The organism is Acinetobacter sp. LMB-5 (genome assembly GCF_001541635.1).
GTDB classification, from domain to species: domain Bacteria; phylum Pseudomonadota; class Gammaproteobacteria; order Pseudomonadales; family Moraxellaceae; genus Acinetobacter; species Acinetobacter pittii.
On sequence record NZ_LRDR01000010.1, the window covers coordinates 28,157 to 42,811 of the forward strand.

A 14,655-nucleotide genomic window follows, 5' to 3' on the forward strand; every position below is an offset into this window, starting at 1 on the left:
AGAGGGTATATGAAGTATTTACTTTTAATGTCTTGTTTATTGCTGCCAATTTCTTCGATGGCAGCACCATCACCTTATGCTGAAAATACATTTGGTCGAATGCCTCATAAAGATATTATGAGACTAAATAAAGATGCTTGTGAAGTGGAAGGGAATGCAACAGGAGATACAGCCAGTATTGAAGAATGTATTGATTATCAAGAAAAAGCATTCGATAAACTTGTTGAGATATACAATAGACATGACATAACTGCATCTTCATGGGGATTATGTATTGGTCAATCACATATTCATCCATCATTTAATTACGTGATTATGCTTGGTTGTATGAAAGTGGTTAAAGACATTTGTAAGGAGACAAAAGACGGTAAATGGGAAAATCCGAATCTATGTATGAAAAGTATAGAGTCTGGAGCATGGATTAATAATCCAAAAGTATATCAACCGTACAATCCTCAATAGAAATTTTGAAAGCATAAATTAAATAAGAAACGGATTATTTTCCATGAAAACTATTACTTGTTTACTAAGTTCTCTTCTAATTTCAGCCGCAGCATTTGCACATGAAAATCCTGACCGTATCGGGAAGTGTTTTGTTGTGGATGGGAAGAATGTTACTAAAGGATGTATTGTTGCCTCTGGTGGCGGTGCAGGTGGGATGTATACGCTTCTTACAATTGGTGAGAAAGAATACTTAATAGAAGAGTCAACCATGAATCCTGATATTGAAGAACGATCTATATCTATGGGTGGTGACTCAGATGAGCTATTGGAAGCAAAAGAGTACTATCGTGATAAGAAGACTAAGAAAGAGCTTAAAGAATATAAGGATGGTGCTTGGCTTTGTTATAGGCAAGTGGGTGGCAAGATGGATGCTTGCTATAGAACGCGTTAATTTTAAATAATTGATGAAAGTAGATTTTACTTAATGAGATAAGTAAGATGCTACGTTAACTAAATTAACTTTATGATTTAAAATGTCTTTAGATAGTTTGTCTTTAATTTGGTGGAATACAAGTTTGTCACCACCTACTGAAAAAAAAGATCTAAAAGAAAAACCATTAACAAAAGAGGAGCAATTGAATGCATGCGCAATTTATATTGAGTCACTTTTTTTATTAAATTATGATTTTATATGTTTGGGAGAGATTAGCCCTTCCGATATTAATCATTTAATTTCTCTATTAAATGTAGTTGATAGTAATTACTCATATATAAGTGGAGCTGAAAAAGTAGGAAGATTGATCTTTGATACCTGCATTTTCTTCAAAAAAGAATATGCTTTAATTGAAGATAGCTCTCAAACTAAAAATTTTATTTATTCGATTGGCGGTAGAAATATAAAAAGCGGTCAACGTTATGAATTTGAATTACCTTATAGTAAGAGTAGCTTAGTTTTTTATCTTTCTCACTGGCCAAGTAGGCAGACCTGTGATGATTCACTCTATAACAACATTGCGCAATCAATTAGAGTAAATATTGAAAAGGATCTTCTTTCTTCAAAACATGTAATTTTATTAGGTGACTATAATGTTGAACCTCATCACACTAGTATTGTTTCATGTCTACAATCCTCAAGAGAAAAAACATTAGTAAAATATAGAAAATTTCTTTTCTATAATCCTTGCTGGAAATTCTTATCTAGCTCTCAATATGTAGAAAATGATAATCAGTTGTTTGGAACTTATAGATTAAGAAAGTCTGGTTTATTCAGTGATTGGCACACAATAGATCAAATTCTGATTTGTAAAAAATTCCTTTTAAATGAATGGAATTTTAAAGATGAGCATGTAAAAATTATAGATGTTAATTCTTCGATGGGATTGCAAATATCAGATCATGCTGCTGTAAGTTTTTATATTGAAAGGAAAATTAAATGAGTAATTCGGAAAGAAGAGATTTTCTTGCATCTCTTAAGCATGGAATTGATGCTTCAGCAATACGCGAGAATAATTTAAATATTATTTTTGAAACTTTAATTAATGTAAAAGAAGATATTGAAAAATTCTCTGAGAAGAAAATTTCATTAAAATGGAGAGATAGCCAACGACACACTATGTTAAAAGCGGCTGCATTAGCTTCTACATTTGATCCAAGTCTTTCAGTATTACAAAAGCCAACAAGCCAAGTAATTTATATATTTTCCACTATTAATGAAACCCTGAGGGAAGATTTAACAGTTTTAGAACTAGGAACTGAAGGGTTCCCTTGCTCTGTAACTATTGATGGGAATAGGTTTACTTCTGCTGATATTGAAAGCTTTCAAGATAGTCTTGATCAATTATTATCATCACCATCAACTGGTGAAAAAATTAAAAAATTATTAAAGTTTGACCCAGACCATATAACTAGTCTTGATTCTCCTGAATAGTTCCTGAGTTAATAAAGAATCTAAATTAATTAAACCCTGCAATTGCAGGGTTTTTTATTACCCGGAGAAAAGCATGGCTATCACTGAAACAGTTGGCTCCCTCTTACTTGGTGGTCATCGTTCAATAATGGGTTTATTTGCTGATGTAGTAATTGAAGAAAACCTTTCTGATGAACTAGTTATTACAGAGCATCCAGTTGAAAAGGGTTCACCGATTTCTGACCACTGCTATAAAGCCCCCCCAGAAGTAACAATGAAAATTGGCTGGTTTGAAAGTGCTGGCAGAATGAATGGACTTATTGGCAATACGTTTATCGGTTCTGATTTGTCTCTACTAGGAATCTACCAAGGATTACAGGCTTTACAAGGTCAGCGTCTCGTTATCTCTACGGGCAAACGCCTTTATACAGATATGCTCATTAAGTCTTTAAAGAACGTCACAGAGGAGACTTCCGAAAATGCATTAATGATTGATATTGTTTTTAAGAAAGTTTTTATTTCAACCACTAAAGAAACATTAGTTTCTATTGCTGATCAGAAGAATCCAGAAGTTACCTCTGATGTGGTTGACTCGGGATCTAAACAGCCTAAACAAGTTGAACAGTCTATGTTGTCTCAAATCACTGGTTTAGGGCAGGTTGGTGGTGCTTATACGGTAGGGCTTTAAAATGGCTTTGTATGAAATCCCTTTGCTCGATCGCAACCAAAAGTTTTTTATCAAACTGAACAAGGTTAATTACCAGCTCAAGCTTGTTTATCGAAAACGATGGTACCTAGATATTTTTCAAACTAATTCTGAGCCTGTTGCCTTAGGTATTCCCTTAGTCTCAGGTATCGATATTTTAAGCCCATTTAGTCATGTAATTAGTGGCTCAATGTACGTTCAAAACCTCAATGAAGATGAGAGCCAATCATTTAGTGATTTAGGTACCAACATAAAGCTTTTTTGGCAGGATCCTTAAATGACTGAACAATGGAAGCGAAATTGCCGGCTAACCGTCCAGCTTAAATATGGGGAGCCAGAGGCATTAGATTTATCAGAAATGCGGATTGTTTTTCGTATTAATCAACCTACAGCTGAAACACCCAAAGCAGCGGAGTTTTATATCTATAACTTATCAGTCGATACCATGAACCGGCTTGCTGGCGAGGATAATTCCAACGTAGGGGCAATGGTGACTTTTGAGGCTGGTTACGGTGAAGAGTTGGCCACAATTTTTAAAGGTTCAACATTCCAATATCGTCGTGGACGTGAAAGCCCGACTGATACCTTTTTATGCATTCTGGCTCAGTCAGGTGATAAAGCTAAAAACTATGCGCTGGTTAATAAAACTATTGCAGCTGGTACCTCAGTCGATCAAGTCAAGAATGAGCTCGCAAAAGAGTATCAAGCGAATGGAGTGGAAACAGGCGAACTGCCACAGCTGAGTGATCAGAAATATGTTCGCGGCAAAGTAATGTTCGGGTCATTAGACGACCAGATCAGACAGTTTTGCAAAGATACCAACACTGAGTATTTCATTGATGATGAATACTTATACATGGTTGGCATCAGTAGCTTTTTACTTGACTCAGTTTTTGAAATGGATGCCAGCTCGGGCATGATTGGAATGCCTCAACTCACAACAGAGGGGCTAATGGTGAATTGCTTGCTCAATCCACAATTGCGCCGTGGTGGGCGAATTCATGTTGATACGACAAGCATCCAAACTCAAGCTTTTGATATTGATTATCAAAGTCAGGGAGTAGACCAGCCGCAGAAAGATCTTAAAACAGCTGGTGGCATTAATGGGATTTACATCATTAAAGCGGTCGAGCATTACGGAGATACACGCGGCGATGATTGGTATACGAGCACAGTTTCAGTTGGTCAGGGTGCTGTAGTTCCTAAATCAGGTATTACAATTACGGCGGTGGATTGATATGGCTTTAAGTAATAACGAAAGATCGCCTCATTTACTCAACATCATTAATGATGCGATTAAATCAGCCTTGGCCGTAGTCTGGACCAATCTTCCTTGTATTGTTGAATCTTATGATCCAGATAAACAAACAGTATCTGTTACCCCAGCTATTCAAATACCGGTTATGCGTGAAGATGGTTCAATGGATTTAGTGGATCTACCATTAATACCAGACGTGCCAGTGTGTTGGCCTAAAGCTGGAGGTTTTGCTTTAACATTTCCAGTTAAGCGGGGTGATGAATGTCTAGTACATTTCTCATCTCGATGTATTGACTTGTGGTGGCAAAACGGTGGCATTCAGCCACCGTTTGAAAACCGTAAACATGATCTATCTGATGGCTTCGCTACATTTGCGCCGCAATCTCAGCCTAACCGTTTAAAGAGTGTGGCCACTGATGCGGTTGAATTAAGAAATGATGCCGGTAATGCCAAGATCCGGATTAATGATGCTGGCGAATTAGAGTTTTTCGGTACCAAGGCATCTTTTAATTGCCCTGTTGAAATGAAAGATGGACTGGGTGTCTTAGGGGCGTTAAAAAATAACGATATTAATGTTGGTTCTAGCCATGGCCATTCTGGAGTTCAACCCGGTAGTGGTGATTCTGGTCCACCAAAACCTTAAATAAATGAGGGGTCGCCGAAAGGCGGCTTTTTTTATGCGCTATAGAAAGCTAGATGATGATGGGGATTATAGCTTTGGCCAAGGTCAAAATAATTTCCATATAAATACACCTGAGGGTGTAGCGCAGGCGGTAATGACTCGCCTTAAATTTTGGGTAGGTGAATGGTTTGCTGATACTTCCGACGGCACCGGATGGACTACGGACGTTTTAGGGAAATTCACCGACCATTTGTTTGAGCTCATGATTCGACAACGCATTTTAAGTACTGAGGGTGTTTTAAGAGTCGATTCGTTTGATAGTCAATTTGATGGTGAGACACGAAAGCTATCGATTCAATCAACCATTACAACGATTTACGGTTCAGCCAGTTTACAAGGGGAGATTTAAAGATGGCATTAACTAGCATAGCCCCTGTAATTAATCAGTATGGTGCTACAGCTGCAACTTATAGTGAAATTGTCGAGTACCTAAAGGATAAGTACCGAGGAATTTACGGCCAAGATGTTTACTTGGAAAACGATAGTCAAGATGGTCAGTGGATTGGTGTTATCGCACGTGCAATTGCTGACTGTAATGCTGAAGTTATAAATGCTTATAACTCTATGTCACCAAGTACTGCCGATACTGATGCGCTATCGCGTAATGTAAAGATTAACGGTATACGTCGTGCAGTGGCCACACAATCAAGTGTTTCGGTAGTATTGGTTGGTGTTGCTGGCACAACCATTAATAACGGTATTGTGAGTGACAAGAACAACAATCGTTGGTTATTGCCAGCACAAGTTATTATTCCATCTGAAGGGGAAATTGTTGTAACTGCTATAGCTGAGAAAGCTGGAGCAATTCTAGCGCTACCCAATGCTGTTACTACTATTTCAACACCTACACGAGGCTGGCAATCTGTAAATAATCCTCAGGCATCTACCTTAGGTGCTCCAGTTGAAAGCAACACTAAATTACGTCAACGCCAAGCCTTATCAACGGCCATTCCTTCGCGTTCTTATACAGAGGGGATTTTAGGCGCTCTATTTAGTCTTGATGGCGTGAGCCGTTGTAAGGTTTATGAAAATCAAAAATCATTTAATCATCCGCTAGGCTTGCCGCCAAACTCTTTGGCCGTTGTCGTAGCGGGTGGAGATGATCAATTGATTGCTGAGACGATTCGAGTAAAGAAGGCACCCGGTTGTGATCTGTACGGAAATACAACTGTGATTCGTCCAACAGTGTATGGTGATCCTGTCTCAATCGAGTATTGGCGACCTATTCAGAAGTCTATTGGTATCCGTTTTGAATTAACGACTAATTCAGATTACACGGTAGATATTGGGGAGCAAATAAAGAGCGCTTCAGCTGATTACATTAACCAGCTCGATATTGGGGACCGTATCGCAATTAATAAACTGTATGTACCAGCTGGCTTATACGGCGCATTAGATGCAAGGTCTTATGAAATTGAAAGCCTTCAATTAACTGTAGATGGTGTGCCTGTAGAAGGTGATTACACATTAGCCTTTAACGCCGTAGCCTATTGTGATTCAGACAATATCGAGATCAGTGTTGCCGGAGGTGGTTAATGCAAACAGATGATTACTTGAATCTGATCATTAATGAACACCGATCTAAACCAAACTTTAATGAGACAGTCAAAGTATCAATAGAGCCGATTATTGATTGCATGAATGTGCTGCAAAGCATGAATGAAAAGTTTGATTTAGATACAGCAAGTGGGGATCAATTAAACATCTTGGCCGAATGGGTAGGAGCTCCAACAGTTGTACCTGACATTGTGCCACTTCCTTTCTTTGGCTTTGAGGGGCAACCAGAGTCACTAACATTTGGTGAGACGGATGATCCTGATATTGGCGGCTTTTGGCGTGAATCAGGTGTAAGCAGTTACCGTGGCCAAAGTATCCCACCTCAAAAATTACCCTCTGTAGTGAAAGCAAAGATTTTGCTTAATAACTGCGATTGCACACTGGATGAAGCATTTGAAATCTGCAAGTTATTGACTGATGTGCCTTTCAAATTAAAGGACAACAGAGATATGACGGTCACGTTTGAATTTCTTGCCGAGTTTCAACCCATAGATAAAGAACTAGTTCGCTTGTTGTTTCCATTACCAAGCGGAGTTGAGCTAATTTTTTCGGATGAAGTAGATGGATAAGTTAGAAGAATTTAGCCTTAATGGGCCAAAAAATACCAATGGGTTAACTTTATTGAGCGGCTTCCCATCAAATAAAAAGCCAGCTCGTCAATGGTTCAATTGGTTATTCAATTCACTAACCAAAAAGATCAATGAAATTATTGATGGCAAGTTAGATGCAAGTGCTAATGCAGTTTCTGCAGCGAAATTAGAAACAGGTCGAAAGATTACTTTTACAGGAGTTGTAAAAGGAGAAGGAACTTTCGATGGATCTCAAGATATTACAATTGAGACTAAAGATGGTGGAACATTAGGCGAGAAAGCAATCGCTATTATTAGACTTAACGGTGTAAGTTTTGATTTAGTTAAAAGCCGAGGATTTGCTTCAGTTGCAAATATGGGTGGTGGCCAAATCGAATTTACTTTGACTGAAGATGCACCGGACCTAGATTACGGAGTTGTTTGTACTGGTACTGCTAATGACACAGCAGCAGTGAGCCTTCAGGAACGCGAAGATTTTGCACGTACTCAATCTAAATTTCGATTAATGGGAGCATATGGTGGTGATAACACTCAAGGGCCATACAACCCTAAGATCTGTACTGTAGTTGTCTATTACTAATCATATTGAATAAATTTTTCTAACCGCCGCAAGGCGGTTTTTTGTTGCGTGGAGATTCTCGAAGATGGCAACAAACTGGAATGCGGTTTTAGCAAATATTAATAATGCCTCTGACATCTTAGCTATTCTACGGAAAGTTTTAGGCTTGTTAGATGGCAAGGTCGATTTAACAAAGATCGATGAAATTATTAATGACATTACTAACATGCAAATGGATGTCGATACAGCATTAATAAACGTAACTTCCGCTTTATCAGAATTTGATACTGATGCTCAAGAAGCAATTGAACAGGTTATTGCAGCGGGACTAATGGAGGGTTTTACAACAGAAGCCGAGCTTTTAGCATCTCGTCCAACAGTCTTAAAAAAATATGCAAAGGCTGAAGACACAGATGTAATTTGGTTTTGGAATAAGCCAGAAGGTTCACCAGATGGCAGCTATTGGGTTAATACGGGTTTAAGCGAATTAACGCAAGCAAAAGACTATACAGATCTACGCGAGCGCTTAGGTTTATCCCGTAATATTTTTACATTGGATGAGATTAAAGGGATCGACTTTTCACGTATTACCAATCTCGCAGGCCGAACCGCTGTTAGCCGCATTGCACCAAAATCAATTAAAGTTGTTGGCACACCAAGTGCTCCATTAGAAGTACGTTGGCGTTTCAGCGCAGCACACTTTAAAGATACCGGAACTATATCCGCTTCTATTAGATTAAAAAGCGTTACTGCTAATGCTGGAGCTGCGGTAAATGCTGTTCGTTTTATGTTGTTTCAAACTTTAGTAAATGGTCAGTCAATTAAGACTGATTCAAAAACCATTGCTGGATCAGAAGCTATTACTTCTGAAAAAAATATAGTAATCGAAAACATACCTCTTGATGCAAATGCAGTATTTGTTGAAGTCGGATTTAGCATCACGGCCGTAACGAATCCGCGAGAACTAGTCTTTGAAGACTTTTGTATTTGCTCAGCATCGAAGGCTGTTTTTATTAGACCCCATGACAATCCAAAGAATTTATTCCCTGATCCATTGTACAGCGGCCAATATTCGACCACTTTTCAGGGTTTAGCACGTAATGAAAATAATCAGTTAATAATGACTTTTGAGGAGTCAGCAACCACTTTTCAAAGCCTTTATTCAATTCCAGCTGTTAATCAATTTGCACCTGGTGCAATTGTACGATTTGGTTCTGAAATTTTTAGTACTGCAACAAATGCGACTCATATGACGATGTTTTTCTATGATGCAGCTGGCGTGAGTATTGGGAGCTCTAACCAATCTGCACGTATTGCGAATAGTTACGATATTCTCTCTTCAGAATTTGAAATTCCAGCAAACTGCGTTCGTATTGATTTGAGATTAATGAAGGATGTAAATGCAACATTAGCAAAATTTAAACCCGCATTTTTATATAGTTCATTTCAAGATCGGGGCACATTTACACCTCAATTCCCACTCACTCTTATTCATGTCGATGCTGTAAGAGGTTTAGACAATAATAATGGAACACAGACATCTCCGCTAAAAACTTTAGACCGGGCAATGTTGATGGCTGGCTATAACACTCATGTTGTAGTCTATGGTGGCGACTATTATGAAGCTCCCCAAGTTTCCCCAAAAATTGGCATTCTCACTGTATCGGCTGCACGTAATTCTCGTGTTCGTCTTATTGGAGGAAAAAAGCTAACAGGTTTTACAAAAACTAATGGCTATACAAAAGTCTGGCAAGTTCCCCTAGCTACCAATCCAGTCAATGATGGGCAGGGAGGAACTGATCGATCAGGTTATTGGTTATATCAGTTAGATGTTACTGATGCTAAAACTGAAATTTTACGCAGATGGAAACATCAACTAGGGCGAATAAATCGATTATCAGATTGCGCTCAAATTTGGCGCGTTTACAGCATTTCAGAAATTGAGAATGCAGTTAAACCTAGCTGGTTCTGGGAAGCTGGCGTTTTATATCTGAGTTGTGTTGGCTTTGGCGATCCTAATACAGCTGAGATAAGAGTACCTGACACATTGTGGAGTCCTTTCTATACAGGCAACACAACCAAAAACCAAACAATCAGATTGGTTGGCATTGAGTCATATTTTTGGTTAAGTGGTTTTAGAGTTTGGGATTTTGCAAGTGTAGTGCTTGAGCGTCTTAAAGCTATTGGTAATCGTGTAAATGGTTATGAAATATCTGACAATGTTTTTATTCGTCAAGTAGGCTGCGAGGGTGCCGGTAATTGGGTTGATGGTAACGGCGGACATGTGTACAGGGAAAACGTCACAAAACAATCTTGTCGCTATGAAGGTGAAGATAATTATTTCCACGACAACGGTGATGATGGTTTTTCGTATCACGAGCTGTGGTCGGGATATACACTAGGAATGCTCTGTGAGTATAACGGTGACCGAGGCATTGCCGATGCTGTGGGCAGTCATATGGCTCATTATCAACCAATCCTCTATAAGAATGGTCAGGGGGACGGTAAATGGCCAATTGATGACGGCGCGGGGATTGCATGTGTAGGAACCGCTACAGATGGCGGAGTTAGTACTGATTCTGCGGTTTTTGGAGGTTTTTCAGAAGGTAACATTGTTAATTATAACGTTGGTGGGTCAAATGAAAATTTAATGAATCTATTTTACTGCGATTCTCACAATCCTGTTATCCATCATTTTAGCGCAACAAACGGTAAGTTGAATTTGCATAATTGTGGATATAGAGGAATGGGCACCGGAGAAATTAAATACACTTCGAATGGTGTCATAAACGTAATAAATTCTGAAAGAGTAACTTGATAACTCTGCAAATGCAGGGTTTTTTTATTGTCTTAATTTTCTGGAGAAATAAATGGAACCAGTTTCCACCAGCGGTTTAACAGCATTATTAAAATTTTATGGGGCAGCTATTATGGTGACTTTAGCGGTCGCTTTAGTTGCAGCAGTAGTATTAATGACACGTATGCCACGCTCACCACAAGAATGGGCTGTAGGCTTGATTTGTACAGTTGTATCAAGTCTTGCTGGCGGCTCATTCATTATCGTGAAGTGGGGGCTTCATGAATGGATTACGGACATTTGGGGAATGATCGCTCTTGGTGGCTTCTTCTTTATATGTGGTATTCCAGGTTGGGCTTTGGTCCGATGGATCTTCAACTTTATTGATAAACAGGAAGGTAAGACGATTGTCGAAGTAATTAAAGAAGTTAAGAAAGCCAAAAGAGATATCGAAAACAGTTAATGCCGCCTTCGGGCGGTTTTTTTACATCTAAAGGAAACAGAAATGAATATTGAACAATATCTTGAAGAGTTGATTAAGCGTGAAGGCGGGTATGTTAATAATCCTGCGGATCGAGGAGGGGCAACGAAATACGGTATTACTGAAGCTGTAGCACGTACAAATGGTTTTAAGGGTAATATGAAAGATTTACCACTTGATGTGGCCAAAGCAATTTATCGAAAAAACTATTGGACAGCTCCGCGATTTGATCAGGTGAATGGTGTTTCTACTGCTGTAGCTGATGAGTTATTAGACACAGGAGTAAATTGTGGTACCGGCTTTGCAAAACCGCTTTTACAACGTGCATTAAACTTGCTGAATAATCAAGGCAAAGGCGGTTGGCCAGATCTAACGGTAGATGGAATTTATGGCCCAGCTACCTTAAATGCTCTTAAAATCTATTTGGCCAAACGTGGGAAAGAAGGCGAGAAAGTGCTTGTGCGAGTACTTAATATTATGCAAGGCCAGCGTTATATTGAAATCTGTGAGCGTAATCCCACGCAAGAACAGTTCTTTTATGGTTGGATCGCTAACCGTATTTCACTATGAGGGTTATGGTTTTGCTGTGCATTCTACTATCAGGTTGCTCAGCATATGCAACAAATAAATATTTTTCATGGAACTCTATTTGAAGAGTTATTATCAATTATCACTTGTGGGAAGTAGTCTTTGATACCAGGTATATGGATTCCAAGCGATTCCATTGCATCTTTTGAAGGGTAACTTATCAACATAGTAATATCTATAATTTCACAGTCTTCAATCGTACAATCTTGTAAACCAAGCACACCAACAATTGAAGCGTTCTTGGGAAGTAATAATACACTTCCGTGACCTATAAAGTGCGTGTTTATATATTTTCCTCCAATGATTGCTATACATCCAGGTCCAACAATTTTACATCTCTTAAATACTTTATTTTTTTGGACTTGCATTGTGGGCAAATATAGATCACTTAAATTAATAATTTGGTCTGTGAAAAGATCTGAAAGGGGATTAATTGTAGATTTTGGAGTGGCAAGTGTTGCAAGATAATTTGCCTCAATCGATAACTTAGTAGCTTCGGCATTTTTCTTTTTTGATAAACTAATTAGATAAACCATAAGTGTAAAGATTAATGCACTTATGATAGCCACTATCACCCAGGTGAAAGAACCTAATTGATTTATTTCCTTAGATGCTCGAGCCCACAAAGCGGTAACAGTGGTTCCTAGTAAAACGAAAATTAACGTTATTATTTTCCATAATAGTTCCACCCATTCAGCACTAAGTTTAAATTTGTTTAGTAAATTTTTTAACATTTTATTTTCCTAATTCTTAATAACAGATATGTTTTATCATAACTATATTATTGATCTACTTTAATTTATATTAATTAAATCAGGCTTAGAAATTTTAAAGTTTTCATCGAGGATTATATTATCATCCAGATAAATATTTTGATATACAGATTCATCTTGTAGAATTGTAGTTTGTATTATCCTTAAGTCACACCAATCCTCTACCTTTAAATTAGTATTAAAAATTGGTGTAACCATCTCTAAAACTTGACCATTTAGTCCATGAATTACAAAACTACCAGCTACATATAAATTTGGAAGAGTGTTTTCTGCTATATCTTTTTTAGAACTGTAATGTGGATTAGCTGAAATAAATGTTTCGGCATTGTTTAGGTCTTCAAATTTATATTCTGTTTTATGTAGTAGAAGTAGAATACATATAGTAATTTTATCTGCATTTTTCCTAATTAGAGTTTCATTAATAATTATGTTATTCTTTTTTAATACGCCAATAATTTCTTTGATAACATCATTTTGTGTCAAAGGGGCTATGATACTGATACCAACAAAACATTTCTTTACCGCATCCCAGAAAAATTGTGGAAATTCACACTCGGTATATTTCGCAATCTTCGTTTGATCATCAATTACATAAGCTGTATCTAACATTTCCAAAAAGGTTTCTCTAGAAAATTGAAATTCCTGTAAGAAAACTTTGTTTTTTATTTCAAATGCCTGATTTTTAATTAATCTAATAATCCATGAAGGTAAATCATTAAATAGATCTAGCGGCTCATTGGGAGGGGAATAATGGAAAAGTGCTGTAAGTCTTAAACACCTGTCTAGCAGGGCTCTATTTACTATACCCCTATCTCTTACATCACTGTGGGCAACAAAATCTGCAATTTCTTTAAATTGTTTGTATCCTTTACAATATGGTCTCAAACTTATAAATAAATTTTCAACATTCGATTCATCGAAAACACCATTTTGTATTTTTGCTATATTTTTCTGAATCTGGTTTTTCTTAATTGGTTTCATTTTCTTTATGCTAATTTAATTAAACATATATATTAATTGGTAATAATTAATAATTCATCCCATTTGAATGGATTTCTACTAAGTTTATCTCGTGACATCGACCAGTTCCGACCAGGAACAAAACATGGTCCGACACCAATTTTTTTCTTTCCAAACTTGCTATGGATACCATCCATAGCTTTCATCAAACATTCTTTCTTTTCTATCATTTCAAAGTCGGTTAAAAGGTCATATGTATGGCCAGTTTTTGGCTCAAGTCCAGTCAGCACAACACCGCATTTTTTGTATTTAATTCCTTCTTTATAGATTTCGTTCAACATTCTTGTTGCTGCTTTAACAAAATCAATAGCGCAATCTGTGGGTTCAGAAAATGAACCAGTAATCGACTTATTATAAAAAGGTACATTTGGATCAAATGGATTTGAATGAACAAAAGCAATCATACACCCACATAAAAGCCCTTCATCACGTAGCCTTTTACAAGCATCTTGTGCATACATCGAGATAGCTTCCTTTAGGTCCGTTAGTTCAGTTACGCGACCACCGAAAGACCGGCTTGCAACTATTTGTTTTTTTGATGGGGGAGTATGTTCAATCTCAATACATGAGATGCCCTGTAATTCGTAAATAGTCCTTGCCATCACAATTGAAAACTTCTTTTGCATTTCACGTGGTTCAGCACAAGCTAGATCAAGCACAGTATTAATTCCCATGCTTTGCAACTTTTTTGAATGCTTACGGCCAACACCCCAAACTTCAGATACTTCAATTAATGAGAAATAATATTCTTTGTTGCAAGGATCCATATTTACGAGATCGCAAACACTATTAAAGCCTGCATTTTTTTTAGCTATATGGTTAGCTATCTTCGATTCTGTCTTACTTCTACCAATACCAACACAAACTGGCAAGCCTAGCCATTTCCATATTTGTTGACGCATTTGCTGACCAACTTTTTCTAAATCAAAGTTCTTCTCATAAGCAGAAAAGTCAACAAAACACTCATCGATAGAGTACGGTTCAACTTCTTCTGCAGTTACGTACGAGCTCAAAATCTTGTGAAAACGTCTCGACATTTCTGCATACATTGCATAATTACTAGAAAGTACGATTACGCCATGTTGCTGAACTAAGTCTTTAATTTGAAAAAGAGGCACACCCATCCTTATTCCAAGTGCTTTAGCTTCATTTGATCGCGCAACAGCACAGCCATCGTTATTTGAGAGCACGATGGTACTTTTACCATTCAAACTTGGATCAAAGACTCTCTCACATGAAACGTACATGTTATTTACATCGATGAGGAAAAAGACTTTGTTTTCATGTTTCATGA

At 37.6% G+C, this 14,655-nt stretch carries 18 protein-coding genes; 15 read left to right on the forward strand and 3 right to left on the reverse strand.

Annotation, left to right across the window (positions count from 1 at the left end; translation table 11 throughout):
• Window positions 1–9 precede the first annotated feature (9 nt).
• The 15 genes from AW165_RS14565 (at window position 10) to AW165_RS14635 (ending at window position 11,550) form a co-directional block, all read left to right on the forward strand.
• Entirely contained in the window at window positions 10–462 is a 453-nt protein-coding gene (locus AW165_RS14565) for a hypothetical protein (protein WP_060466239.1), read from the forward strand.
• 136 nt (window positions 463–598) lie between these two features.
• On the forward strand, window positions 599–895 hold the full coding sequence (locus AW165_RS14570; protein WP_228138760.1) for a hypothetical protein: 297 nt from the start codon (window positions 599–601) through the stop codon (window positions 893–895).
• An 82-nt stretch (window positions 896–977) separates the two neighbouring features.
• Window positions 978–1,880 carry an endonuclease/exonuclease/phosphatase family protein gene (locus AW165_RS14575; RefSeq protein ID WP_060466241.1) on the forward strand — a complete coding sequence of 301 codons (903 nt, stop codon included), beginning with the start codon at window positions 978–980 and terminating at the stop codon, window positions 1,878–1,880.
• Complete coding sequence (locus AW165_RS14580; RefSeq protein WP_060466242.1) at window positions 1,877–2,371, forward strand: hypothetical protein; 495 nt, start codon at window positions 1,877–1,879, stop codon at window positions 2,369–2,371. The genes AW165_RS14575 and AW165_RS14580 overlap by 4 nt, the downstream gene beginning before the upstream one ends.
• A gap of 73 nt (window positions 2,372–2,444) precedes the next feature.
• Entirely contained in the window at window positions 2,445–3,038 is a 594-nt protein-coding gene (locus AW165_RS14585) for a phage baseplate protein (protein ID WP_060466243.1), read from the forward strand.
• A 1-nt stretch (window position 3,039) separates the two neighbouring features.
• Entirely contained in the window at window positions 3,040–3,333 is a 294-nt protein-coding gene (locus AW165_RS14590; protein WP_016802827.1) for a phage baseplate plug family protein, read from the forward strand.
• Window positions 3,334–4,293, forward strand: a complete 960-nt coding sequence (locus AW165_RS14595) for a phage protein (RefSeq protein WP_057095618.1) — start codon at window positions 3,334–3,336, stop codon at window positions 4,291–4,293.
• Window position 4,294: 1 nt separating this feature from the next.
• Window positions 4,295–4,957 carry a Gp138 family membrane-puncturing spike protein gene (locus tag AW165_RS14600; RefSeq protein WP_060466244.1) on the forward strand — a complete coding sequence of 221 codons (663 nt, stop codon included), beginning with the start codon at window positions 4,295–4,297 and terminating at the stop codon, window positions 4,955–4,957.
• 34 nt (window positions 4,958–4,991) lie between these two features.
• On the forward strand, window positions 4,992–5,345 hold the full coding sequence (locus tag AW165_RS14605) for a hypothetical protein (RefSeq protein ID WP_060466245.1): 354 nt from the start codon (window positions 4,992–4,994) through the stop codon (window positions 5,343–5,345).
• A 2-nt stretch (window positions 5,346–5,347) separates the two neighbouring features.
• Window positions 5,348–6,532: a baseplate J/gp47 family protein gene (locus AW165_RS14610; RefSeq protein WP_060466246.1), complete on the forward strand. Its 1,185-nt coding sequence runs from the start codon at window positions 5,348–5,350 to the stop codon at window positions 6,530–6,532.
• Window positions 6,532–7,122, forward strand: a complete 591-nt coding sequence (locus AW165_RS14615; RefSeq protein ID WP_060466247.1) for a DUF2612 domain-containing protein — start codon at window positions 6,532–6,534, stop codon at window positions 7,120–7,122. Before AW165_RS14610 ends, AW165_RS14615 begins: the two co-directional genes overlap by 1 nt.
• Window positions 7,115–7,723 (forward strand): hypothetical protein, encoded by a 609-nt coding sequence (locus tag AW165_RS14620; protein WP_060466248.1) that lies wholly within the window; start codon window positions 7,115–7,117, stop codon window positions 7,721–7,723. The genes AW165_RS14615 and AW165_RS14620 overlap by 8 nt, the downstream gene beginning before the upstream one ends.
• Before the next feature lie 64 nt (window positions 7,724–7,787).
• Window positions 7,788–10,520: a hypothetical protein gene (locus AW165_RS20160; protein ID WP_060466249.1), complete on the forward strand. Its 2,733-nt coding sequence runs from the start codon at window positions 7,788–7,790 to the stop codon at window positions 10,518–10,520.
• A gap of 52 nt (window positions 10,521–10,572) precedes the next feature.
• On the forward strand, window positions 10,573–10,962 hold the full coding sequence (locus AW165_RS14630; RefSeq protein WP_033848481.1) for a hypothetical protein: 390 nt from the start codon (window positions 10,573–10,575) through the stop codon (window positions 10,960–10,962).
• Window positions 10,963–11,004: 42 nt separating this feature from the next.
• Entirely contained in the window at window positions 11,005–11,550 is a 546-nt protein-coding gene (locus tag AW165_RS14635) for a glycoside hydrolase family 108 protein (protein WP_060466250.1), read from the forward strand.
• Between the two features lie 65 nt (window positions 11,551–11,615).
• Here the strand turns inward: AW165_RS14635 and AW165_RS14640 are convergent, their stop codons facing one another.
• From AW165_RS14640 to AW165_RS14650, 3 genes are read right to left on the reverse strand one after another with little or no spacing between them, the layout of a single operon-like run.
• The gene (locus tag AW165_RS14640) at window positions 11,616–12,302 is read right to left on the reverse strand and encodes a hypothetical protein (protein WP_060466251.1); all 687 of its coding nucleotides are present in this window, start codon (window positions 12,300–12,302) and stop codon (window positions 11,616–11,618) included.
• A gap of 60 nt (window positions 12,303–12,362) precedes the next feature.
• Window positions 12,363–13,322: a hypothetical protein gene (locus AW165_RS14645; protein ID WP_060466252.1), complete on the reverse strand. Its 960-nt coding sequence runs from the start codon at window positions 13,320–13,322 to the stop codon at window positions 12,363–12,365.
• Between the two features lie 32 nt (window positions 13,323–13,354).
• A complete protein-coding gene (locus tag AW165_RS14650) occupies window positions 13,355–14,653 on the reverse strand; it encodes a Y-family DNA polymerase (RefSeq protein ID WP_060466253.1) in 1,299 nt (432 codons plus the stop codon).
• Window positions 14,654–14,655: the final 2 nt, after the last annotated feature.